The following is a 20,574-nucleotide window of genomic DNA, read 5'->3' as shown; positions in this document are numbered from 1 at the left end:
AGGCAGGATATGCGCAGGATCAACGCACACCGGATAGTGCCGGCCGGCACCGGTGCCGCCCGCAGGAAATCCCCAGCTGCCCGGATCCTCCGCGCAGCCATCGAGTTCCTCGTCCCGGTAGGACTGTTCTACGGACTTCGGGCAGCAGGTGTCAGCGCCTACGCCGCACTGCTGGCAGGCACGGCCATCTCGGCAGCCGGGTCACTCGCGGACCTGCTCCGATCCCGGAAGGTTTCGCCTTTTGGCCTCTACGCGCTGTCCCTGATGGTGCTCAGCACAGTGGTCAGCCTGGTTCCGGGCGACGAACGGTTCCTCCTGGCCCGCGGCGCCGTGGTTGTTGGCGTGTCCGGACTGTGGTTCCTCATCAGCGCGGCCACGCGCAAGCCGCTGGTCTACGTCATGAGCAGGCCCATCCTCGAAGGACGCTTTGGCTGGCCGGGCCAGTGGGACAGCCTCTGGTCGCTGCTGCCGCGCTTCCGCAGGATCTGGCGCGCCACGAGCATCCTGTGGGGTGCGGGCCTCTGTGCGGACGCCGCGGTTCGCGTGTATATGGCCTGGAATCTTCCGGTAGACGCCGTTCCGGGTTTGGCGACGGCGCTGACAACCGCGACTACGGCAGGCCTGATCGTACTTGCCAACATCTATTACCAGGCGTCCGGGGCGGCCCGCGCGTGGTCCCCGTTCTACGCCGGCATCCCCCGGGCGGCTGACGGCTACCCGAAGCGGCACTGGGCCAAATCCAACAGCCGGAAGCGGGAAGCATAAGGATCGCTTACTCGAACCGGCATCAAGGCTAAGCTGGCTTGATTTGTGGCTACGCTGGGGCCATCACATCTTCCCGGCCCGGGAGTTCGTGCAACCGGAAGGTCTCAGCTATGTCATCCACTGCTTTCTCCTCCCCCGCAGGCCAGCTCGCTGCACCTGAGGACTCCGCCGCGTGGCTGCGGCTGAAGGACGCGGCCACCGGGTTCGCCCAGCTCCAGGAACAGGACGGCTCCGTACCGGCGGAACACCGCACTGCTGCAGCCCCGCTGCTGCAGACCGCGCGCGACGCCGTTGCCGAGCTGGCCCCGGCCTTTCCGCATGATGCCCGGTACCTGGACCTGGTGGTACGGGACATGGACCGCTGGCTTGAAGCAGGGCTCGGCGTACCGGACTTCCTCGATTCACTGCTGGCCTTCCAGCCGCAGCTGGACCGCACCGACGGCCTGCTCCATCTGGTGGTCTTCCCCATGTACACGCAGAACGGCTCACGCTCCCGGCTCCTGGAGGCAGTGCTGGTTGAGGTGATCTGGCCGGACTTCATCGCTGAACTGGAAGCCGGCGAGTACTCGAACAAGCTCTTCGTGCCGATCCGCTTCCGTGACTTCACCCCGGGCTACGACACCAACTCGGCTGTCCTTTTCCCTGAAACCGTAGCCGTCCGTGAAACCCCGTCCTTCACCTGGGGCGCCATCTTCGCTGACCGGGAAGCCGCACGCTTCCGCCGCGTCCTGCGGGCAGCAGCGGAGATCACCTCCCTCGAGCTTCCCGAGGCTGCCGCCGAGCTGCTGGAGAACCAGCAGCTCACCGAAGAAACCTTCGTGATGTGGGACCTCATCCACGACCGCACCCACATGCGCGGAGACCTGCCCTTTGATCCGTTCATGATCAAGCAGCGCATGCCGTATTTCCTGTACTCGCTGGAAGAACTCCGCTGCGACCTCACCGCGTTCCGCGAGTCGGTGAAGATCCAAAAGGACGACGACGCCGATCCCAAGGCCCGCAGCACCGCCGCGCTGGTGCAGTACGCGGTCATCTTCGACCGGATTTTCCGCTTCGCCATCACCGGCTCCCGGGTGCGCAACTACGACGGCCTCGGCGGCCAGCTGCTTTTCGCCTGGATGCACCAGCACCGTGTGCTGCACTGGACCGACGGCAAGCTCAGCATCGACTGGGACGAGGCACCCGCCGTCGTCGTCAAGCTCGGCGAGGAAATCGAGGAGCTGTACTGGCGTTCCATCGACCGCCCCAAGACAGCCCACTGGCTCGCCGCGTACGCTTTGGTTTCAGGCACGCTGACGCCCCACCCTGCTTCCCGCTGGGCCAAGGGACCGGACGCGCTGCCGCTCGAGGGACCGCCCCGGGCTCTGACGGACCAGGTGCTCGACGACGAATTCCCGCTGTCAATGTTCTACGAGGCGCTGTCGAAGAAAATGGCACCGGTCATCGAATCGACCGCCGGAATCACTGGGAGCAGCACACTATGAGCGCAGCCGGAGCAGGGGAAGAATCCGCACTTGAAGGCCTCAGGGTCCTCGTGGCCGGAGCGTCCTCTGCCTCCGGAACGGCCGTCTGTAAGGCCCTGGCCGCCGCCGGAGCCCGCGTGGTGGCAGTAGGCTCCAGTGCAGGACGGCTGGCTGAGGCCCTGGAGAATGTTCCCGGCGTCGAGCTTCGCACCTGCGACCTCAGCCGGCAGGGCGACGTTGACGCCCTGGCGCGGGACCTGCAGGACGAAGGCGGCGTGGACGGCCTGATCCATCTGGTGGGCGGCTGGCGCGGCGGTGGAACCCTCGCGGACCAGAGCGATGACGACTGGGATTTCCTGCAGCAGAACATCCTGACCACGCTGCGCAATGTCAGCCGGAGTTTCATCAGCCAGCTGGCAGTGTCCCCGCACGGCCGCCTGGCCATAGTCTCGTCCACCGCGGTGGAGGCACCCACGGCCGGCAACGCCGGATACGCTGCGGCCAAGGCTGCCGCCGAAGCGTGGGTACAGGCCATCGCCTCTCATTTCAGCGGCACACAGGCCGCCGCCGCCGTTTTCGTAGTGAAGGCCCTGGTGAACGATTCAATGCGGGCGGCCGCGCCGGAGCGGAAGTTCCCCGGTTACACCGGCGTGGACGAGCTTGCCGCAGCGTCCGTGCGGCTCTTCACGACGGACGCCGCGCAGATCAACGGAAAACGGCTCAGCCTGGTGCCCCGCACCTGAGCCGTTTTCACCAATGACCGACCTTGAGGAATACTGACACCCGTGACTGATACCGCCTCCCTGCATGATCCTGCCCTGCGAGCCTTTGCCTCGGACAACTACTCCGGAGTGCACCCGGAAATCCTTGATGCGCTCACGGCGGCCAACCTTGGCCACCAGGTTGCCTATGGCGAAGACGTCTACACCGCCAAGCTCCGCGAGGTTTTCACCGACCACTTCGGCAACCGCATGCGTGCGTTCCCGGTCTTCAACGGCACCGGCGCGAACGTCATCAGCCTGCAGTCACTGCTTCCCCGCTGGGGCGCTGTTATCTGTGCCTCCACCGCCCACATCAACGTGGACGAAAACGGCGCCCCCGAACGTGTGGGCGGCATGAAGCTGCTCACCGTTCCCACCCCGGACGGCAAGCTCACCCCCGAGCTGATCGACCGCGAGGCCTGGGGCTGGGGCGATGAGCACCGTGCCCAGCCGCTGGCAGTCTCCATTACCCAGTCGACCGAGCTGGGCACCCTGTACACGGTGGACGAAATCCAGGCCATCGCCGACCACATCCACGCGCGCGGCATGAAGCTGCACATGGACGGGGCCCGGCTGGGCAACGCGGCCGCCGCACTGGGCGTGCCGCTGCGCGCGATTACCGCCGACGCCGGTGTGGACATCCTCTCCCTGGGCGGCACCAAGAACGGCATGATGTACGGCGAATGCATCGTGGCCCTTGATCCGGACGCCGCTCCCGGCCTGGACTACCTGCGCAAGATGAACATGCAGCTGGCCTCCAAGATGCGCTTTGTCTCGGCCCAGTTCATCGCCCTCTACGGCACGGACCTGTGGCAGCGCTCAGCATCCACTGCCAATGCCATGGCAGCGCGGCTGCGGGCCGCGGTGGAGAAGATCGAGGGCATCACCCTTACCCAGCCCACCCAGTCCAATGCAGTGTTCGCGACGCTGCCTGCCGGGGTGGCGGACAAGCTGCGGGACAAGTTCCGGTTCTACGACTGGGACCAGGCCACCGGAGAGGTGCGCTGGATGTGCACCTTCGACACCACTGAGGCCGACGTGGACGCCTTCGCTGCGGCCATCGCCGAGGAGGTTTCGGCAGCACGCTGAATCTTCGTACTGTCGGTGCCGGGCCGTACCTGCGTAAGGTGTAGCCACGTAACGAATTGGACACACCGGCGAGCCTGCATTCCCTGCACGCAGGACAGCCGTAACCTTCGAGGGTGAGTGCGATTGGTGACCTGTCAGAGGTGCCCCCGGATTTCCTGACAGCCCTGGGGGCTCTGCGCCGGGCGAAGTGCCGTCCGGAACTGCGGCTGGAAGAAATTCCGGCCCCCACCAGGCTGGCTCCGTTTGCCGTTTCTCTGGCCGCGGACGTTACGGCGTCCGGCCCCCAGCCGGTAGGCGGAACCTTCCACGGTCCCGTGGGCCCCGTCCTGCCCGAAAGCAGGGAACTGGCAACCGGCCGGTTCATCCTGCTGCACGATCCGGACGGAAGCGACGTCTGGAACGGCACCTTCCGGATCGTGACCTACATCCGCGCTGAACTTGAACCGGACATGGGTAATGACCAGATGCTTGGCTCAGTCGCGTGGACATGGCTGGTGGATGCCCTGCAGGAGCACGGCGCGCGCTACTCCTCTGCCGGAGGCACCGCAACACGGATCCTCTCCGAGAGTTACGGCACGCTTGCCGGACGCAGCGACGCAATCGATATTGAGCTCCGCGCCTCCTGGACACCGGCCGACGCCGATGTGCAGGCGCACCTCGAAGCCTGGTCGGACATGGTGTGCACTTTTGCCGGCCTTCCGCCACTGCCCGACGGCGTGTCCCCGCTGCCGCGGAGGCGGCTGAACTAGCCGCAACCAGCCAGGAAAACAGGTATACCGCCAGTTCTCGATAGACTGAAGTTCTTATGACCGCGCAAACTTCCGGCAATCCGGCTTCAGAGCTGTCCACAGACGAACCTGTTGCTGCACCGCTTCCCGTCCTTGATGCTCCGCGTGAGGGCGTCCCGCTTGTTATCGACTCCTTCAGCGGGCTCGAGCGTGCTGCCCGCGCGCTGGCCGCCGGCACCGGCCCGGCAGGCGTCGACGCCGAACGCGCCTCCGGCTTCCGCTACGGGCAACGGGCCTTCCTGGTCCAGATTCGCCGCGAAGGTGCAGGAACCTGGCTCATCGACCCGGAACCCCTGCGGGACCTGAGCATCATCAACGATGCCCTAAGCGGCGTCGAATGGATCCTGCACGCTTCCACCCAGGACCTGCCCTGCCTGTCCGAACTGGGCATGTGGCCGGACAAGCTCTTCGACACCGAACTGGCTGCCCGGCTGGCGGGCCTTCCCCGCGTCGGACTCGCCGCCGTGATCGAGAACCTGCTCGGCTTCAGCCTGGCCAAGGAACACTCCGCGGCGGACTGGTCCACCCGTCCCCTGCCTGAGCCGTGGCTGCGCTACGCGGCGCTGGACGTGGAAGTGCTGGCCGAACTCCGCGAGGAACTGATCAAGCTCCTCGAAGCAGACGGCAAGCTCGCGTTCGCGGAAGAAGAGTTCGAGGCTATCCGGACGGCTGATCCGGCACCGCCGCGCACCGACCCCTGGCGCCGCACGTCCGGAATGCACCAGCTGCGCGACCGCCGCCAGCTCGCAGCAGTGCGCGAACTGTGGCAGGAACGCGAGCAGCTGGCCGAGCGCCGCGACACCGCGCCGGGACGGCTGATCCCGGATGCTGCCATTGTTGCCGCGGCCAGGGCGATGCCCTCCACTGTGCCGCAGCTTCTGTCCACACCGGGATTCCACGGCCGGGCCGCCCACAAAGAGGCCCCCAGGTGGCTGCGCTGCATTGCCGCCGCCCGGGAAACCAAAGACCTCCCGCCGCTTCACATTCCCACCAATTCCCCGCCGCCGCCGCGGGTCTGGGCCAGGAATGACCCGGCAGCCGCTGCCCGCCTGCACACCGCCAAACCGCGCCTCGCCGCCGTGGCGGACCGGCTGAACATGCCGGTGGAGAACCTGCTGACCCCCGATCACCTGCGCCGGCTGGCCTGGCGTCCGCCGGCGGTGATCGACCTGGATACGATCACGGCTGCACTGCGCGGGCTTGGTGCACGCGAGTGGCAGATCCAGCAGACCGCCGCGGTGCTTACCGTTGCGTTCCTGGATCCTGATCCCCTGCCGGAAAAGGAAACCGAAAAGGACTAGCCAACTACTGCACCCGGTCGAGTTTGTCCGGGTTCCGCATGGCATATACCCCTGTGATCAGCCCGTCCTCCCGTTGCAGCTGGAAGACGGTTGTCACTGTGCCCTCCTCCCGGAAGGCTACGGCGGGCAGCCCGTTCAGCTCGATGAACTCCGGCGCCGCACCGGCACCAAACTTGGAAGCCAGCCCAAGGAGCAGGGCAGCAACCTTTTCCGGCCCGTAGACCGGCCGGCGGGCTGCGCTTACCTTTCCGCCGCCGTCGGAGTGCAGCACCACGTCCGGCGCCAGCACATCCAGCAGTGCCTGGGTCTGCCCGGTCAGCGCCGCCTCCAGGAAACGCTCGACGGCGGCACGGTGCTCGGCCTTGTCCGGCAGGCTGCGCGGCTGTGGTGTGCGCACCCGGCCCCTTGCGCGGTGGACCAGCTGCCGGACAGCGGGCTCGGAGGACTCCAGGACCGCTGCGACCTCCGAATACGCGAACCCAAAAACGTCCCGCAGCACCAGGGCCACGCGTTCGGATCCGCCCAGCTGCTGCAGCAGCACCAGCATGGCGGTGGATACTTCCGCCTCGGTCAGTGCTGCCGCCTCGGGGTTCAGCCTCCCGCCGGCGTCCGGTCCGGTTGGCAGCGGCTCGGGCAGCCATTCACCCTGATAGTCCTCGCGCCGCCGTGACGCGGCGCGGACTGCATTGAGGGCCTGCCTGGACGCTGCCCGCGCCAGGTATGCCCGCGGATGCGCCGGAGCCTGGGCAACGGCGGCATACCGCAGGTACGTTTCCTGAACCACGTCCTCGGCGTCGGCTACCGAACCGGTGACGTTGTACGCGATGGTGAACACCATCCGGCGGTGCGCGAGGAACTCCTTACCGCGGTCTGCCCTCAGGCTTCCGCCAGTGCCGGTGCTGGGGTCATCCGGGGTCCGGCCGGCCATGTGTACGCTCCGCTTCTCTTGGCTTCGCCGCGGATCCACTTCAGAGTCATGCGGCACAGTACTTCTTTTAGCATTGCGGCAGCCCTCCCGTGCAGGTGGATTCTGCGTGGGGTGTAGCCGGGGTGCAGGAATTGCAAAGCGCCGTCCTGCCGTCCGAGTGAGACACACTGCCCCTGGAAGCCGCTGTTGTGAGGCGGGAGCGGTTCCCCTGCCAGCGTGCGCAGGATGTTCGACGCCGCTTCGGCGCCCATCGGCATGGCCGTGGCACAGGTCTGCGGCAGGTATGAGTAACCGGGGTCGGTGATGACCGCGGCGTCGCCGGCTCCGAAGATCCGTTCCCGGCCCACCGCCCGCAGGCGTGAATCAACCGCCAGCCGGCCTGCGGCGTCAACCGCTAGTCCGCTTCGTGCTGCCAGGTCCGGGACCCCAAAACCCGTGCACCACAGCACTGCTGCTGCTTCGGGCAGGCGGTCCGCCTCCACCATCTCCTGCCGCACGGAAATTCCGGCGCGCTCCAGGCTGCGGAGCACACCACGCCTGGTACTGCCCGAAAAGTGTTGAATCACCGGCCCGGCGGCGTAGATCGTCACGGGGTTGTGCGGATAGGCGTGCGCCGTTTCCGCAGCCACTTCGACGGCGGTCAGTCCGCCTCCCACCACCGCTACCGGGTCCCCGGGCTTTAGGCTTCGCAGTTTCTCCCGCGCTGGGCCGGCACCGGAGAGACAGCTCGGTGCTTCAGCTCCGGCGGGCACGGAGCCGTTTCCGCTTCCCACGGCGTAGACCAGCCAGTCGTAGTCCAGCACCGCCTCATTGGAAAGCGCGACGCGGCGCGAAGCTGCGTCGATGTTCTCCGCAACGCCGTACACCATCTCAATGTCCGGATGCAGCAGGCTGCTGAAGGGAACGGTCGGGTCAGCCCTGGTGCCGGCGGTGAACTCATGGAGCCGGATACGCTCCGTAAAGCGCCGTTCGGGACTGACCAGACGCACCCGCACCCCCTGCCCTGCCAGCCTGTTAGCTGCCATGACGCCGGCGTAGCCGGCGCCAAGAATTACTGCTGTCGTGTCCACGGATCTTCCTCCTGCTTTTGGGTGCCGCACCGTATTTGCGGTTGCACATAAGACACCGCCGGCAGCCGTTTTGTGACAGCAGGCACGCGGGGTTTTCAGGATCAGGCGCTCTGGCTAGGGCTTATCAGGATTTTCCTAGGAAATAACCGTAAGCTCATTGCTACTATGGACGACCCTTCTCATAAACCCATGCCCTCCCCTGACCCAGATGAAGTTCTGGATGATTTGGTTCGAGGAGGGCACCCCAAGTGAACGACTGGTATGAATGGCTGATGATCGGCGTCGGCCTTGTGCTGACGGTCGGTACCGGCCTGTTCGTTGCTTCTGAATTCGCCCTGGTCAACCTCGACCGCAGTGACCTCGAGGCCCGCCAGGCCGCCGGGGAGAAGCGTCTTGGTCCCACGATCAAGGCCCTGAAGATCACTTCCACCCATCTCTCAGGTGCCCAGCTGGGCATCACCCTGACCACCCTGCTTTCCGGTTACACCTTTGAGCCGGCCATCAGCTCCCTGCTGCGCGGCCCGCTCACGTCGGCAGGAGTGCCCGAAGCTTTCGTCGGCGGCACCGGAGCGGTCATCGCCATCGCGGTGGCCACCCTGCTCTCGATGATCATCGGTGAACTTGTCCCGAAGAACTTCGCCCTGGCACTCCCAAAGGCCACCGCAAAGGTGGTTGTGCCTTTCCAGGCCCTGTTCACCACCGTTTTCAAGCCCGTCATCCTGCTGTGCAACAACACCGCCAACAAGGTGATCCGCTCCTTCGGCATCGAACCGAAGGAAGAACTCTCCGGCGCCCGCAGTGCCGAGGAACTGAGCTTCCTGGTCCGCCGGTCCGCCCTGGAAGGCGTGCTGGACCAGGACCATGCCGAGCTGCTGCACCGAACCCTGCGGTTCTCCGACCACACGGCCGAAGACGTCATGACCCCGCGCGTGCGGATGGTCGGCGTCCAGGCCACGGACACTGCTGAGGACATCATCGCCATTGCCGTCTCCACCGGCTACTCCCGCTTCCCTGTCCTTGGCAGGGACTCCGATGACATCCTTGGTGTGCTGCACGTGAAGCAGGCGTTCGCCCTGCCGCTGGACCAGCGTGCCACCACAACCGCGGCAGACGTCATGGTCCCGCCGCTGCGGGTCCCCGAATCCATGGGCGTTGACTCCCTGCTGGCCATCCTGCGTTCCCAGGGGCTGCAGATCGCTGTGGTGACCGACGAACACGGCGGAACCGCCGGCGTCGTCACCCTGGAAGACCTCGTCGAGGAAATCGTCGGCGAGCTGGAGGATGAACACGACCGCGCGCGCGTCGGCGTCGTCCGCACCGGACGCGCGGTCACCTTCGATGCTTCCCTGCGCCCGGATGAACTGCTCGACCGTGCCGGCATTACCGTGCCGGAAGGCGAGGACTATGAAACCCTCGCCGGCTTCGTCACGCACTGCCTGGACCGGATGCCTGAACTCGGCGACGAAGTGGAGGTTGACGACGGCGTCCTGCGCGTCGAGCGCGTGGTGGGCACGCATGTCGAGCGCCTGCGCTTCACCCCCAACCCCGGTTCGGAATCACCGCGCAGCGCGCACGACCGCCTGGTCGACACCCTGACGAAGGAAGCCATCCATGAGTGAGTACCTGCCCGGCATTATCTGGCTGTTTGTACTGCTTGCCGTCAACGCCTTCTTTGTGGGTGCCGAATTCGCCGTCATCTCTGCCCGCCGGTCCCAGATTGAGCCCAAGGCCGCCCAAGGCAGCAAGGCAGCCAAGACCACGCTGTGGGCCATGGAACATGCCACCCTGATGCTGGCCACCAGCCAGCTGGGCATCACCGTATGTTCGCTGCTGATCCTGAACGTCTCCGAACCGGCCATCCACCACCTGCTGGAAATCCCCCTGGCCGGCACTCCACTGACTCCGGAGGCAATCAGCATCACCGCCTTCGTCGTGGCGCTGCTGCTGGTGACCTTCCTGCACGTGGTGGTAGGCGAGATGATCCCGAAGAACATCTCCTTCTCGGTGCCGACCCGTGCGGCGCTGCTGCTGGCTCCCCCGCTGGTGCTCGTGGCAAGGATCTTCAAGCCCGTGATCTGGAGCCTGAACTCCATCGCGAACGGCGTGCTGCGCCTGTTCAAGGTGGAGCCCAAGGACGAAGCGACCAGCGCCTACACCCTGGATGAAGTGGCGACGATTGTGGAGCAGTCCACCCGCGAGGGCGTCCTGGATGACACAACCGGCGCCCTGACGAACGCCTTCGAGTTCACGTCCAAGACCGTTGCCGATGTTGAAGTTCCCCTGGCCGAGATGGTGCTTGTGCCTGCTGAACCCACCCCCGCGGATATTCAGGCGGCGGTAGGCAGCCACGGCTTCTCCCGGTACATTCTGGCCGATGCGGACGGCGGGCTGACCGGCTACCTTCACCTGAAGGACGTCATGGACCTGAATACTGCGGAGAAGTTCAATGCTCCGGTTCCGGCCAAGCGGATCCGCCGCCTCGCCTCCGCGTTCCGCGGCAGCGAGCTTGAGGACGCCCTGGACACCATGCGGCGGACCGGAGCGCACGTTGCCCGCGTGTTTGACGCCGAGGGCAACACCACCGGTGTGCTCTTCCTGGAGGACATCATCGAGGAATTGGTCGGCGAAGTTCAGGACGCCACCAGCGTCTAGCTCCTCCGTCCGGTCACAAGACCCGGAATCCGCGACTCGCGGGTTCCGGGTCTTGCCGTATCTGCCGGAATTTGCTGGGCTGGAGGCGGCCTGCGCCACGCGGCGGCAACCCTTGCAGCCTAAGTTACTCGCTAGTAACATTGAGCGTGAGCTAATCCACATCTCAAAGAGGAGCAGTACGTGAGCCCACAGAGCCGAGCACGGCAGATCAGGGACGTAGTTTTCGTCGACGGCGTCCGCACGCCTTTCGGACGCGCCGGCGAGAAGGGCATGTACGCCGACACCCGTGCCGATGACCTGGTGGTCAAGTGCATCCGCGAACTCCTGCGCCGCAACCCTTCACTGCCGCCCGAGCGGGTGGATGAGGTAGCGATTGCTGCCACCACCCAGACCGGAGACCAGGGCCTGACCATCGGGCGCACCGCCGCCCTGCTGGCCGGACTCCCCCGCAGCGTTCCCGGCTTCGCCATCGACCGTATGTGCGCCGGCGCCATGACGGCCGTGACCACTACGGCGTCGGGCATCGGTTTCGGTGCCTACGACGTCGTGATTGCCGGCGGCGTGGAGCACATGGGCCACCACCCAATGGGGGCGGACGCAGATCCCAACCCGCGATTCGTCACCGAGCGCCTGGTGGACCCCGCCGCCCTGAACATGGGCAACACCGCCGAGAACCTGCACGACCGCTTCCCGGACATCACCAAGGAGCGCACCGACGCGTACGCCGCCGCCAGCCAGGAGAAACTGGCCAAGGCCTACGCCGGCAACCAGATCCAGCCGGACCTGGTTCCCGTTGCCACCAAGAAGGCCGGCGCCGGGTGGACCCTCAGCACCGTTGATGAAGGGCCCCGCCCGGGAACCACGGTCGAGGACCTCGCGACCCTGCGCACCCCCTTCCGCCCGCACGGCCGCGTCACCGCGGGCAACGCCTCCGGCCTGAACGACGGCGCCACCACGGCCCTGCTCGCTTCCGCCGACGCCGCCGAGGAACTCGGCCTCCCGGTCAAGATGCGCATGGTCGGCTACGCCTTCGCCGGCGTCGAGCCGGAGGTGATGGGCATTGGCCCGGTGCCGGCCACGGAGAAGGCGCTGAAGCAGACGGGCCTGTCCATCGAGGACATCGGCCTGTTCGAAATCAATGAGGCCTTCGCCGTGCAGGTACTCTCCTTCCTGGACCACTTCGGCATTGCGGACGACGATCCCCGGGTGAACCGCTACGGCGGTGCAATCGCCGTCGGGCACCCGCTGGCGTCCTCGGGCGTTCGCCTGATGACCCAGCTGGCCCGCCAGTTCGAGGAAGACCCCTCGGTGCGCTACGGCATGACCACCATGTGCATTGGCCTGGGCATGGGCGCCACCGTCATTTGGGAAAACCCCAACCACCCCGACTACAACACCGAGTCCACGGAGGCTTCGAAGTAAATGACTGCCACTGATTTCCAGCGCCTCGCCGGGCTCTTCCCCAACGAGGTTGTCACCCACTCCTACGTCTCCGACGTCGAGCTGCCCGGCGGTGCCGGCACCTTCGCGCTGATCACGCTGGACAACGACGTCGACCACTCCCGTCCCACCACGCTGGGCCCGAACACACTGCTGGAACTGGGCGGTGTCCTTGATGCGCTCAAGGAGCGCGCAGACAAGGGCGAGATCGTAGGCGTCGGCGTCACCGGCAAGCCGCACTATTTGGTGGCCGGTGCAGACCTGTCCGCAGTGAAGACCCTCGGTGAGTACGAGGACGGGGTAGCCATGGCGGCATTGGGCCACGAGGTCTACGCCAAGCTCGGCAACCTTGGGGTCCCCAGCTTCGCCTTCATCAACGGTGTTGCACTGGGCGGCGGACTCGAGATTGCCCTGCAGTCCGATTACCGCACGGTATCGACGGGCGCGGGTGCCCTCGCCCTGCCCGAGGCATTCATCGGCTTGGTTCCGGGCTGGGGCGGCGTCTACCTGCTCCCGCGCCTGATCGGTCCGGAGAATGCCGTCAAGGTGATGATCGAGAACCCGCTGAGCAACAACCGGACCCTTTCCGGTCCGGCTGCCTACAAGCTCGGCGTCGCCGATGCTTTGTTCGAACCGGCCGACTTCCTGGAACAGTCCCTCGCCTGGGCCTCCCGGGTGATCACCGGTGCTGAGAGCGTGAACCGTCCCAACGCCGTCGAGCCTTCCGAAGTTGCGGACCGCTGGGACGCCGCCGTTGCCGCCGGGCGTGCCTTCGTTGAAGCGCGCACCTCCAACGCCGCACCGGCTCCGGCCAAGGTGCTGCACCTGCTCGAAGCGGGCAAGGACTGGACCCGTGAGCAGTCCCGGGAAGCCGAATGCGATGCACTGGCAGAACTGATGCAGACCCCGCAGTTCCAGTCCACCGTGTACGCGTTCCTGGATCTGGTGCAGAAGCGGGGCAAGCGCCCCGCCGGAGCCCCGGACAAGAAGCTGGCCCGTCCGGTCACCAAGGTCGGCGTCGTCGGCGCAGGCCTGATGGCCAGCCAGCTCGCCCTGCTGTTCGCCAAGCAGCTCAAGGTGCCGGTGGTCATGACGGACATCGACCAGGAGCGTGTGGACAAGGGCGTGGGCTACGTACATGCCGAGGTGGACAAACTGCTGGGCAAGGGCCGCATCTCCCCCGACGCCGCGAACCGCACCAAGGCTCTGGTCACAGGATCCGTGTCCAAGGAAGCGTTCTCGGATGCCGACTTCGTGATTGAGGCCGTCTTCGAGGAAATGTCCGTGAAGAAGCAGGTCTTTGCCGAGGTGGAGGCCGTCGTCTCCCCCGAGTGCATCCTGGCCACGAACACCTCCTCGCTGTCGGTGACGGAAATGGCTGCTGACCTGCAGCACCCCGAGCGCGTTGTAGGTTTCCACTTCTTCAACCCGGTTGCCGTTATGCCGCTGCTGGAGATCGTGCGCGCGCCGAAGACCGACGATGCCGTGCTGGCTACCGCTTTTGTCCTCGCCAAGCAGCTGAAGAAGACCGCCGTACTGGTGAAGGATGCTGCTGCGTTTGTGGTGAACCGGATCCTGGGGCGTATGTTCGGCGAGATCACGAAGGTGTTTGACGAGGGGACCGACGCCGCCACGGCGGACAACGCACTGCGCCCCATGGGCCTGCCCATGACACCGTTCAACCTGCTGGCCCTGGTGGGCCTGCCGGTGGGACAGCACGTGCAGGAATCCCTGCACACTGCCTTTGGTGACCGGTTCTACGTCTCGGAGAACTCGCAGAAGCTCATCGATGCCGGCATCAAGTCGCTGTGGCAGAAGGACGGGGACGGCAAGCCGTACGTGCCGCAGGAAACCCTGGACATGCTGACGTTCGGTGACTCGCCGTCCACTTCCGAGGAAGTCCTGCGCCGCACACAGGACGCCCTCGCCGAGGAGATCGGCAAGATGCTGGATGAAGGCGTTGTGGCTGGTCCGGAGGACATTGACCTCTGCGTCATCCTCGGCGCCGGCTGGCCGATGCACCTGGGCGGAATCACTCCGTACCTGGACCGTGTTGGAGCCTCGGACCGCGTGAACGGAAAGCTGTTCAACGCCGGTGCTGTTCCGGTGGCTGCTGCCTAGTTCTTCACCTGTTTTGCCCGCTTAGCCCGCTTGGCCCGCTTGGCCCGCTTGGCCCGCTTGGCACGCTTGGCACGCTTGGCACGCGCCGGGCGGACCGGAACGGCGGCAACGAAACTCCTTTGCTCGCAGAGCTCGCAAGGAGTATTAAAGCCGCCTAACCCGGTCCGTCCGGCGCTGTTGCGTTCGCTAAGCCTTGGTGCGTGCCATTCACGGCCGCCGAGGTTCGCCCGACATCGCCGATCCTTCGGGGAGATAACGCTGCTATCGGTCTCTCGTGCCGATCCTTCGGGGAGATAACGCTGCTATGGGTCTCTCGTGCCCAACCTTCGGGGAGTTGACGCCGGAATACGGCTCCCATAAGGGCGGTATCTCACCGAAGGTTGCGCCGGAGCGTCCCTAAAGGCCGTTATCTCCCCAGAGGATGATGGGCAATCGCTTTGAGCCGCTGAGGTGTTGCCTCGACCCGGGCGGACAGCCCGATCGAGGGCATCCTGCGGCCGGTGGAGCTGGCGATATGCAAGGGGAAGCCGATGAAAACAAAGCCGGGCCTGCTGCTGGGTCCCGCCCGCAAAGCTGCGCCCTTAGCTCTCCTCACGGGCGGAGCGCCCGTGCGCCAAGCCAGTGGGTATACCCAGGAAAGCCGGCTCCGGTGCAGCACAGCAGGATGCCTCGGCTTCCTCCTCAGCCGCAGGCGCATCACAGCAGCTGCCGCCGAGGTCCATAGAGCAGACACCGGTTTCCGGCAGGACAAGCTCCACCCTCTCCGCAGCTTCCCGGTCTCCCGCCAAGGCTGCGGCGATGGAGCGGACCTGCTCATAGCCGGTGGCCATCAGGAACGTGGGAGCGCGTCCGTAGGACTTCATGCCCACAATGTAGAAGTCCTTTTCGGGATGGCTCAGGAGCCTGGCACCGTGCGGCTCCACGGTGCCGCAGCTGTGGAACTCGGGGTCGATGAGCGGCCCGAGCTGCCGCGGAGCTTCCACCGCCGGATCAAGGTCCAGCCGCACTTCGCGCAGCATGTCCAGGTTGGGACGGAAGCCGGTGGCGGGCACCAGCAGGTCCACGTTCAGCTGCACTTCCCCGGCCGGGGTACTTCCCACAATGGTGAGGCTGTCCGACGTCTTGAACCCGGTGATCCGGAACGAAGTGTGCAGCTCAATTCGTCCCGCCTCTACGAGGGCACGCAGCCGGCTTCCCAGGACGCCGCGGGCGGGCAGGCCGTCCAAGTCGCCGCCACCATAGACCCCGGCGGGCGAGCTGCTGCGGATGGCCCAGCTGATCCGGGTAGCCGGCTCCAGTTCAGCCAGCTCCCCCAGGGCCAGAAGCGTATTGGCAGCAGAGTGGCCGGCGCCCACCACCAGGACATGCCTGCCCGCAAACCGGTCACGCTCACGGCCGGCTACATCAGGAAGCGGGGCAGTGATGACGCCAGCAGCATAGGCCTCCGCTTCGCCGGCGGCAGGGAGTCCCGCCTGACCGAGCGGGTTAGGTGTGTTCCACGTACCGGAGGCATCGATGACTGCGCGGACCCGGTGGTCAGTCACACTGCCGGATGCATCCCGGACCCGGAGCAGGAACGGGGTACTTTCCCGTCCGCCGGTTCGGGTCTTGTCCAGTCCTTCCCGGGTGACGGCCAGGACTTCACTGTTCAACCGCAGAGCGGCCCTGAGTGCAGGAACAGCGGCCAGCGGGCGCAGGTACTGCTCCACGAGTTCGTTCCCGGTGGGCAGCGCCTGCGCATCGGGTTCCTGCCAGCCGGTACCGGCGAGCAGGCGGCGGGCGGCGGCGTCGACGTCGTACTGCCAGGGTGAGAACAACCGGACGTGCCCCCAGGCACTAACGGCGGCGGCTGGTGAACTGCCGGCCTCGAAGATGACGGGATTCAGTCCGCGTTCGAGCAGGTGCGCGGCGGCAGCCAAGCCCACCGGGCCGGAGCCGATGACTGCGACGGGAAGCCGGGATGGTGCGGTGTCGGTGTTCTTCGACATGGGATTCCTTAGGCGAAAGGGTTGGGTCGGGTTGAGTCGCCGGGGAGCAGTTCGGCAACCAGGGCTTCGATGCGGGACCGGATGCTGTCGCGGATCGGGCGGACGGCCTCGAGGCCCTGTCCCGCGGGATCGTCGAGTTTCCAGTCTTCGTAGCGTTTGCCGGGAAAGATCGGGCAGGTATCCCCGCAGCCCATAGTGATGACGACGTCGGATTCCCGCACGGCGTCGGTGGTCAGGACCTTCGGCAGCTCGGCGGACATGTCGATGCCGTCTTCGGCCATCGCTGCAACGGCGGCCGGGTTGATTCGGTCCGCGGGCTCCGATCCGGCAGAACGGACGTCGATCCGCCCTTCGCCAAGGACCCGGAGGTAGGCGGCGGCCATCTGCGACCGGCCGGCGTTGTGGACGCAGACGAACAGGACGGATGGTTTGGCTGCGGGGGTCATCGGCGTGCCTTTTCTGCCGGAGCTGCGGGGGTTGGTGTAGCAGCAGGCCAGAATTTCTTCTGCGCCCACAGTGCTGCGTAGACAAGGGCTACGAGGACGGGAACTTCGATCAGCGGCCCGACGACGCCGGCCAGCGCCTGGCCGGAGGCCGCCCCGTAGGTTCCGATCGTCACGGCAATCGCCAGTTCGAAGTTGTTTCCGGCAGCAGTGAAAGCCAGCGTGGTGGTGCGCGGGTAGCCCATCTTCAGGATCCGGCCGAGCAGCATGCCGGCACCGAACACCACCACGAAGTAGACCAGCAGCGGCAGGGCAATGCGTGCGACGTCGAGCGGGTTCGCGGCAATCTCGTCGCCCTGCATCGCGAACAGCACCACGATGGTGAACAGGAGCCCGTAGAGTGCCCACGGGCCGATCTTCGGCAGGAACCGGTCCTCGTACCAGGCGCGCCCCCTGGCCCGTTCACCGAACGTACGGGTGAGGAATCCGGCCAGGAGCGGAATGCCGAGGAATATGAGCACACTGAGCGTGATGGCCCAGAAGGAGAAGTCCGTGCTGGTTGTCTCCAGGCCCAGCCAGCCGGGCAGGACCTGCAGGTAGAACCAGCCCAGCGCTCCGAACGCGAGGACCTGGAAAACCGAGTTGATGGCCACCAGCACCGCCGCGGCTTCCCGGTCTCCACAGGCGAGGTCGTTCCAGATCATCACCATCGCGATGCAGCGGGCCAACCCCACGATGATCAGCCCGGTGCGGTATTCGGGCAGGTCCGGGAGGAAGATCCACGCGAGGGCAAACATAAAGGCAGGCGCGGCCACCCAGTTCATGATCAGGGACGTGACCATGAGTTTGCGGTCAGCCACCACCTTGCCGGTCTCGCTGTAACGGACCTTCGCCAGCACCGGGTACATCATCATCAGGAGCCCGACGGCGATGGGCAGGGATACGTCTGCGACCTTCACTGAGTCCAGCGCGGCTCCAATACCTGGGACGAAACGGCCCAGCAGCAGCCCTGCTGCCATGGCGGCGACGATCCAGACTGGCAGGAACCGGTCAAGGGTGGAAAGCCGTGCGGCGGCCTGGGCGGCTGCTGGTGCGGCGGCGGGGTTGGGCACAGTGCTCCTCAGCGGAAAGGGGTTTGGCGCGGCCGGGCGCGGCCGGGACCTATATCGATATCTGTCAATGTCGACTATCCCGCCTTATATCGAAGGATGTCAATCTCAGGCATAATGGTTCGGTGGACACTGCCCAGAGAGCTCCCGAGCCCGTTGCCGATGCCTGCTGCCCGTCCGTGACCCAAGAGATACTCAGCGCCGAGGACGCGCAGCGCTTCGCCCAGCTCCTCAAGGCCGTGGCGGAGCCAACTCGGCTGCGCCTGGTGTCCATCATTGCCGCGCAGGAGAACAAAGAGGCCTGCGTCTGCGATCTCACGGAACCCGTTGGCCTGGGACAGCCCACTGTCTCCCACCACCTGAAGATCCTGGTGGACGCCGGAATCCTGCGCCGCGAGAAGCGCGGAGTGTGGGCGTATTACGCCATCATCCCGGGCGCCCTGGAGAGGGCTGCGGCTGTCCTGTCCCCTGCTTCCTGAGCCTGGGAGCCGGGGTCACACGGGCCGGATTCATCAGCATCCTTGCTAGACTGGACGCCATGACTGCCCGCCGCCTCCTGTTCACCCGTGCTTCCGCACAGGTGCTGACGGCGTACCTGAAGCGGCTGCTGCTGGCCAAGCGGGCCAGCGGGACCAACGGCTGGATGAGTTCCTGGGGCACCAACGCGCACGGCGAGATTGCCGGCTGCCCGCCGCCACGCACCTGCTAAGCACCTGCGTTCTGATCTGAGGACGGACAGGTGCACTCTGCCCTGCCCCGGTACCCCGCGTGAAAGAACCAGCCATGTCCCACTCTTCCCCTGCCCTACCCGAAAACCAGCAGCCGCACTCAATTTGGCGCGGTGTCCACCAAACCCTCAGCAAGGACACAACAGGAGGTGCCCTGCTGCTGGGCGCCACCGTGATTGCCCTTATCCTGGCTAACTCGCCCCTGGCTGACTTTTACGAGTCAGTACGGGAGTTTTCCTTCGGCCCCGAAGCCCTGCACCTGAATCTCAGCGTTGCTGCCTGGGCGGCGGATGGCCTGCTTGCCGTCTTCTTCTTTGTTGTAGGCCTTGAGCTGAAGGAGGAGTTCGTCGCCGGCAAGCTGCGGGACCCGCGCACCGCCGTCGTTCCTATTGTCGCCGCCGTGGGCGGAGTCGCCATCCCGGCGCTGATCTTCACGCTGATCAACCTCAATGCCGGCGGAGACGCCCTCAATGGCTGGGCGATCCCGGCCGCCACGGACATTGCGTTTGCAGTGGCCGTCATCGCAGTGGTGGGCAGGATGCTGCCGCCGGCCCTGCGGACTTTCCTGCTGACCCTGGCCGTCGTCGATGACCTGCTGGCAATCTCCATCATCGCCGTCTTCTATACCGACGACATTGCGTTCCTGCCGCTGCTGGCTGCCCTGCTGCCGCTGGCGGTCTTCGCTGTGCTGGTCCAGCGCGGCGTCCGGACCTGGTGGGTGCTGATTCCCCTGGGTGTGTGTGTCTGGGCCCTGATCCATGCCTCCGGCATCCACGCTACGGTGGCCGGCGTCCTGCTTGGCTTTATGGTTCCCGTTATTGCGAAGGGCCGTGCCAGGGTTCCGGCCGGCACGCGGGAAGACGGTACCCCGCTCTTCGAGGGCCTGGCCGCCCATTTTGCGGACAAGTGGTCCGTGTTCTCCAGCGCCGTCGCTGTACCGGTCTTCGCATTCTTCTCCGCCGGGGTTACGGTGGGCGGCTTCAGCGGACTGCTCGAGTCCCTCGGAGACAGCATCGCGCTCGGCATCATCGGCGGGCTGGTCCTCGGCAAGGCGATCGGGATCACCGGAGGTACGTTCCTGATCACGAGACTGCACGGAATCACCATAGACAAGTCCCTGGCCTGGATCGACATCGTGGGGATGTCCTTCATCGCCGGCATCGGGTTCACCGTATCCCTGCTCGTCGGCGAACTTTCCTACGATCCCTCCGGCGCGGCCTCGGACCACATGAAGGTGGGCGTGATTGTGGGGTCGATGATTTCCGCGACGATCGGCGCCGTGATCCTAACCGCCCGGAACCGTCATTACCGCCACTAGTCACCGGCGTCGAGCCCCGTCACCGGAATCCCCGAACGTTCGTAGACCAGGCGGACAACGCCGGATGGGAAAGCCTGCGGTTCTGCGGCAAGGGTGAAGGCAGCGGGAACACCGGAACCGTTGGCGAAAACGCGTTTCCCTGAGCCGAGCGTTATGGGATAGAGGAACAGGTTCAGCCGGTCCAGGATTCCTGCCGCCAGGAGCGAACCGGCCAGTGCCCCGCTGCCCACGACATGAATGTCCTCATGGCGTTCCTTCAGCTGCGCCGCCTTGTCCGCGGCGGACAGGACCGTGGTCCCGTCCCAGCCGGCGCCTTCCAGTGTCCGGGACACCACGTACTTGTCCATCGAGTTGAACTTCTCCGCGATCGGGTTGGAATTCACGCGCTGAGGCCAGTACCGGGCGAAGATGTCGTAGGTCCGCCGTCCCAGCAGGAGGGCGTCCATGTCATTGATTCCCTCCATGATCGCGGCGCCGGATTCAGCATCGGCGAAGGCAGCCTGCCAGCCGCCGAGGGAGAACCCTCCCGAGGGGTCCTCATCCGCTCCGCCGGGGCCCTGGTAAACGCCGTCCAGTGTGAGAAACAGGTCAAGGGATATCGTTCCCATGG

19 protein-coding genes are annotated in these 20,574 nt (G+C 65.8%); 13 read left to right on the top strand and 6 right to left on the bottom strand.

Annotation, left to right across the window (positions count from 1 at the left end; genetic code table 11):
* Positions 1-9: 9 nt before the first annotated feature.
* The 6 genes from ABFX29_RS11190 (at position 10) to ABFX29_RS11165 (ending at position 6,167) form a co-directional block, all read left to right on the top strand.
* Positions 10-765, top strand: coding sequence for a VC0807 family protein (locus ABFX29_RS11190; protein ID WP_152229079.1), 756 nt, complete (start codon positions 10-12; stop codon positions 763-765).
* 110 nt (positions 766-875) lie between these two features.
* Positions 876-2,249, top strand: coding sequence for a DUF6421 family protein (locus ABFX29_RS11185; RefSeq protein ID WP_211372419.1), 1,374 nt, complete (start codon positions 876-878; stop codon positions 2,247-2,249).
* Positions 2,246-2,971, top strand: a complete 726-nt coding sequence (locus tag ABFX29_RS11180) for an SDR family NAD(P)-dependent oxidoreductase (protein WP_152229080.1) — start codon at positions 2,246-2,248, stop codon at positions 2,969-2,971. Before ABFX29_RS11185 ends, ABFX29_RS11180 begins: the two co-directional genes overlap by 4 nt.
* A 42-nt stretch (positions 2,972-3,013) precedes the next feature.
* A complete protein-coding gene (locus ABFX29_RS11175) occupies positions 3,014-4,078 on the top strand; it encodes a threonine aldolase family protein (RefSeq protein ID WP_246167676.1) in 1,065 nt (354 codons plus the stop codon).
* Positions 4,079-4,191: 113 nt separating this feature from the next.
* Positions 4,192-4,827, top strand: coding sequence for a DUF3000 domain-containing protein (locus ABFX29_RS11170; RefSeq protein ID WP_387014672.1), 636 nt, complete (start codon positions 4,192-4,194; stop codon positions 4,825-4,827).
* A gap of 56 nt (positions 4,828-4,883) precedes the next feature.
* Complete coding sequence (locus ABFX29_RS11165; protein WP_152229082.1) at positions 4,884-6,167, top strand: HRDC domain-containing protein; 1,284 nt, start codon at positions 4,884-4,886, stop codon at positions 6,165-6,167.
* A 4-nt stretch (positions 6,168-6,171) separates the two neighbouring features.
* Here the strand turns inward: ABFX29_RS11165 and sigJ are convergent, their stop codons facing one another.
* Together sigJ and ABFX29_RS11155 are read right to left on the bottom strand one after the other, a co-directional pair.
* The gene (gene sigJ / locus ABFX29_RS11160) at positions 6,172-7,095 is read right to left on the bottom strand and encodes an RNA polymerase sigma factor SigJ (protein WP_152229083.1); all 924 of its coding nucleotides are present in this window, start codon (positions 7,093-7,095) and stop codon (positions 6,172-6,174) included.
* Positions 7,044-8,165, bottom strand: coding sequence for an NAD(P)/FAD-dependent oxidoreductase (locus tag ABFX29_RS11155; protein ID WP_152229084.1), 1,122 nt, complete (start codon positions 8,163-8,165; stop codon positions 7,044-7,046). Before ABFX29_RS11155 ends, sigJ begins: the two co-directional genes overlap by 52 nt.
* A 272-nt stretch (positions 8,166-8,437) precedes the next feature.
* Here ABFX29_RS11155 and ABFX29_RS11150 point away from each other — a divergent pair, with 272 nt between their 5' ends.
* The 4 genes from ABFX29_RS11150 (at position 8,438) to ABFX29_RS11135 (ending at position 14,378) form a co-directional block, all read left to right on the top strand.
* Positions 8,438-9,784, top strand: coding sequence for a hemolysin family protein (locus ABFX29_RS11150; protein ID WP_152229237.1), 1,347 nt, complete (start codon positions 8,438-8,440; stop codon positions 9,782-9,784).
* On the top strand, positions 9,777-10,817 hold the full coding sequence (locus tag ABFX29_RS11145) for a hemolysin family protein (protein ID WP_152229085.1): 1,041 nt from the start codon (positions 9,777-9,779) through the stop codon (positions 10,815-10,817). Before ABFX29_RS11150 ends, ABFX29_RS11145 begins: the two co-directional genes overlap by 8 nt.
* Before the next feature lie 180 nt (positions 10,818-10,997).
* The gene (locus ABFX29_RS11140; RefSeq protein ID WP_152229086.1) at positions 10,998-12,239 is read left to right on the top strand and encodes a thiolase family protein; all 1,242 of its coding nucleotides are present in this window, start codon (positions 10,998-11,000) and stop codon (positions 12,237-12,239) included.
* A complete protein-coding gene (locus ABFX29_RS11135; protein WP_152229087.1) occupies positions 12,240-14,378 on the top strand; it encodes a 3-hydroxyacyl-CoA dehydrogenase NAD-binding domain-containing protein in 2,139 nt (712 codons plus the stop codon). It begins immediately after the preceding gene.
* Positions 14,379-14,959: 581 nt separating this feature from the next.
* Here ABFX29_RS11135 and ABFX29_RS11130 read toward each other — a convergent pair.
* From ABFX29_RS11130 to arsB, 3 genes are read right to left on the bottom strand one after another with little or no spacing between them, the layout of a single operon-like run.
* Positions 14,960-16,366, bottom strand: a complete 1,407-nt coding sequence (locus ABFX29_RS11130) for an NAD(P)-binding protein (RefSeq protein ID WP_152229088.1) — start codon at positions 16,364-16,366, stop codon at positions 14,960-14,962.
* 8 nt (positions 16,367-16,374) lie between these two features.
* Entirely contained in the window at positions 16,375-16,812 is a 438-nt protein-coding gene (locus ABFX29_RS11125; protein ID WP_152229089.1) for an arsenate reductase ArsC, read from the bottom strand.
* On the bottom strand, positions 16,809-17,921 hold the full coding sequence (gene arsB, locus ABFX29_RS11120; RefSeq protein WP_211372420.1) for an ACR3 family arsenite efflux transporter: 1,113 nt from the start codon (positions 17,919-17,921) through the stop codon (positions 16,809-16,811). Before arsB ends, ABFX29_RS11125 begins: the two co-directional genes overlap by 4 nt.
* A 122-nt stretch (positions 17,922-18,043) precedes the next feature.
* Here arsB and ABFX29_RS11115 point away from each other — a divergent pair, with 122 nt between their 5' ends.
* The 3 genes from ABFX29_RS11115 (at position 18,044) to nhaA (ending at position 19,964) form a co-directional block, all read left to right on the top strand.
* The gene (locus ABFX29_RS11115; RefSeq protein WP_152229091.1) at positions 18,044-18,397 is read left to right on the top strand and encodes an ArsR/SmtB family transcription factor; all 354 of its coding nucleotides are present in this window, start codon (positions 18,044-18,046) and stop codon (positions 18,395-18,397) included.
* Positions 18,398-18,456: 59 nt separating this feature from the next.
* Positions 18,457-18,627 (top strand): hypothetical protein, encoded by a 171-nt coding sequence (locus ABFX29_RS11110; RefSeq protein ID WP_154577943.1) that lies wholly within the window; start codon positions 18,457-18,459, stop codon positions 18,625-18,627.
* 74 nt (positions 18,628-18,701) lie between these two features.
* Positions 18,702-19,964, top strand: coding sequence for a Na+/H+ antiporter NhaA (gene nhaA / locus ABFX29_RS11105; RefSeq protein ID WP_152229092.1), 1,263 nt, complete (start codon positions 18,702-18,704; stop codon positions 19,962-19,964).
* On the opposite strand, the gene ABFX29_RS11100 is transcribed toward nhaA, so the two are convergent.
* Complete coding sequence (locus tag ABFX29_RS11100) at positions 19,961-20,572, bottom strand: dihydrofolate reductase family protein (protein WP_152229093.1); 612 nt, start codon at positions 20,570-20,572, stop codon at positions 19,961-19,963. The two genes, nhaA and ABFX29_RS11100, sit on opposite strands and share 4 nt — an antisense overlap.
* Positions 20,573-20,574 lie beyond the last annotated feature (2 nt).

The sequence above is a fragment of the Arthrobacter gandavensis genome (genome assembly GCF_039528575.1).
GTDB lineage: Bacteria > Actinomycetota > Actinomycetes > Actinomycetales > Micrococcaceae > Arthrobacter_B > Arthrobacter_B citreus_B.
This window is presented reverse-complemented; position numbering and strand designations above follow the sequence as displayed.

Coding starts and splice junctions, on each gene's coding strand:
- ABFX29_RS11190 (WP_152229079.1), top strand. CDS start 10: ATGCGCAGGATCAACGCACACCGGATAGTGCCGGCCGGCACCGGTGCC.
- ABFX29_RS11185 (WP_211372419.1), top strand. CDS start 876: ATGTCATCCACTGCTTTCTCCTCCCCCGCAGGCCAGCTCGCTGCACCT.
- ABFX29_RS11180 (WP_152229080.1), top strand. CDS start 2,246: ATGAGCGCAGCCGGAGCAGGGGAAGAATCCGCACTTGAAGGCCTCAGG.
- ABFX29_RS11165 (WP_152229082.1), top strand. CDS start 4,884: ATGACCGCGCAAACTTCCGGCAATCCGGCTTCAGAGCTGTCCACAGAC.
- sigJ (WP_152229083.1), bottom strand. CDS start 7,095: ATGGCCGGCCGGACCCCGGATGACCCCAGCACCGGCACTGGCGGAAGC.
- ABFX29_RS11150 (WP_152229237.1), top strand. CDS start 8,438: ATGATCGGCGTCGGCCTTGTGCTGACGGTCGGTACCGGCCTGTTCGTT.
- ABFX29_RS11145 (WP_152229085.1), top strand. CDS start 9,777: ATGAGTGAGTACCTGCCCGGCATTATCTGGCTGTTTGTACTGCTTGCC.
- ABFX29_RS11135 (WP_152229087.1), top strand. CDS start 12,240: ATGACTGCCACTGATTTCCAGCGCCTCGCCGGGCTCTTCCCCAACGAG.
- ABFX29_RS11130 (WP_152229088.1), bottom strand. CDS start 16,366: ATGTCGAAGAACACCGACACCGCACCATCCCGGCTTCCCGTCGCAGTC.
- ABFX29_RS11125 (WP_152229089.1), bottom strand. CDS start 16,812: ATGACCCCCGCAGCCAAACCATCCGTCCTGTTCGTCTGCGTCCACAAC.
- ABFX29_RS11110 (WP_154577943.1), top strand. CDS start 18,457: ATGACTGCCCGCCGCCTCCTGTTCACCCGTGCTTCCGCACAGGTGCTG.
- nhaA (WP_152229092.1), top strand. CDS start 18,702: ATGTCCCACTCTTCCCCTGCCCTACCCGAAAACCAGCAGCCGCACTCA.
- ABFX29_RS11100 (WP_152229093.1), bottom strand. CDS start 20,572: ATGGGAACGATATCCCTTGACCTGTTTCTCACACTGGACGGCGTTTAC.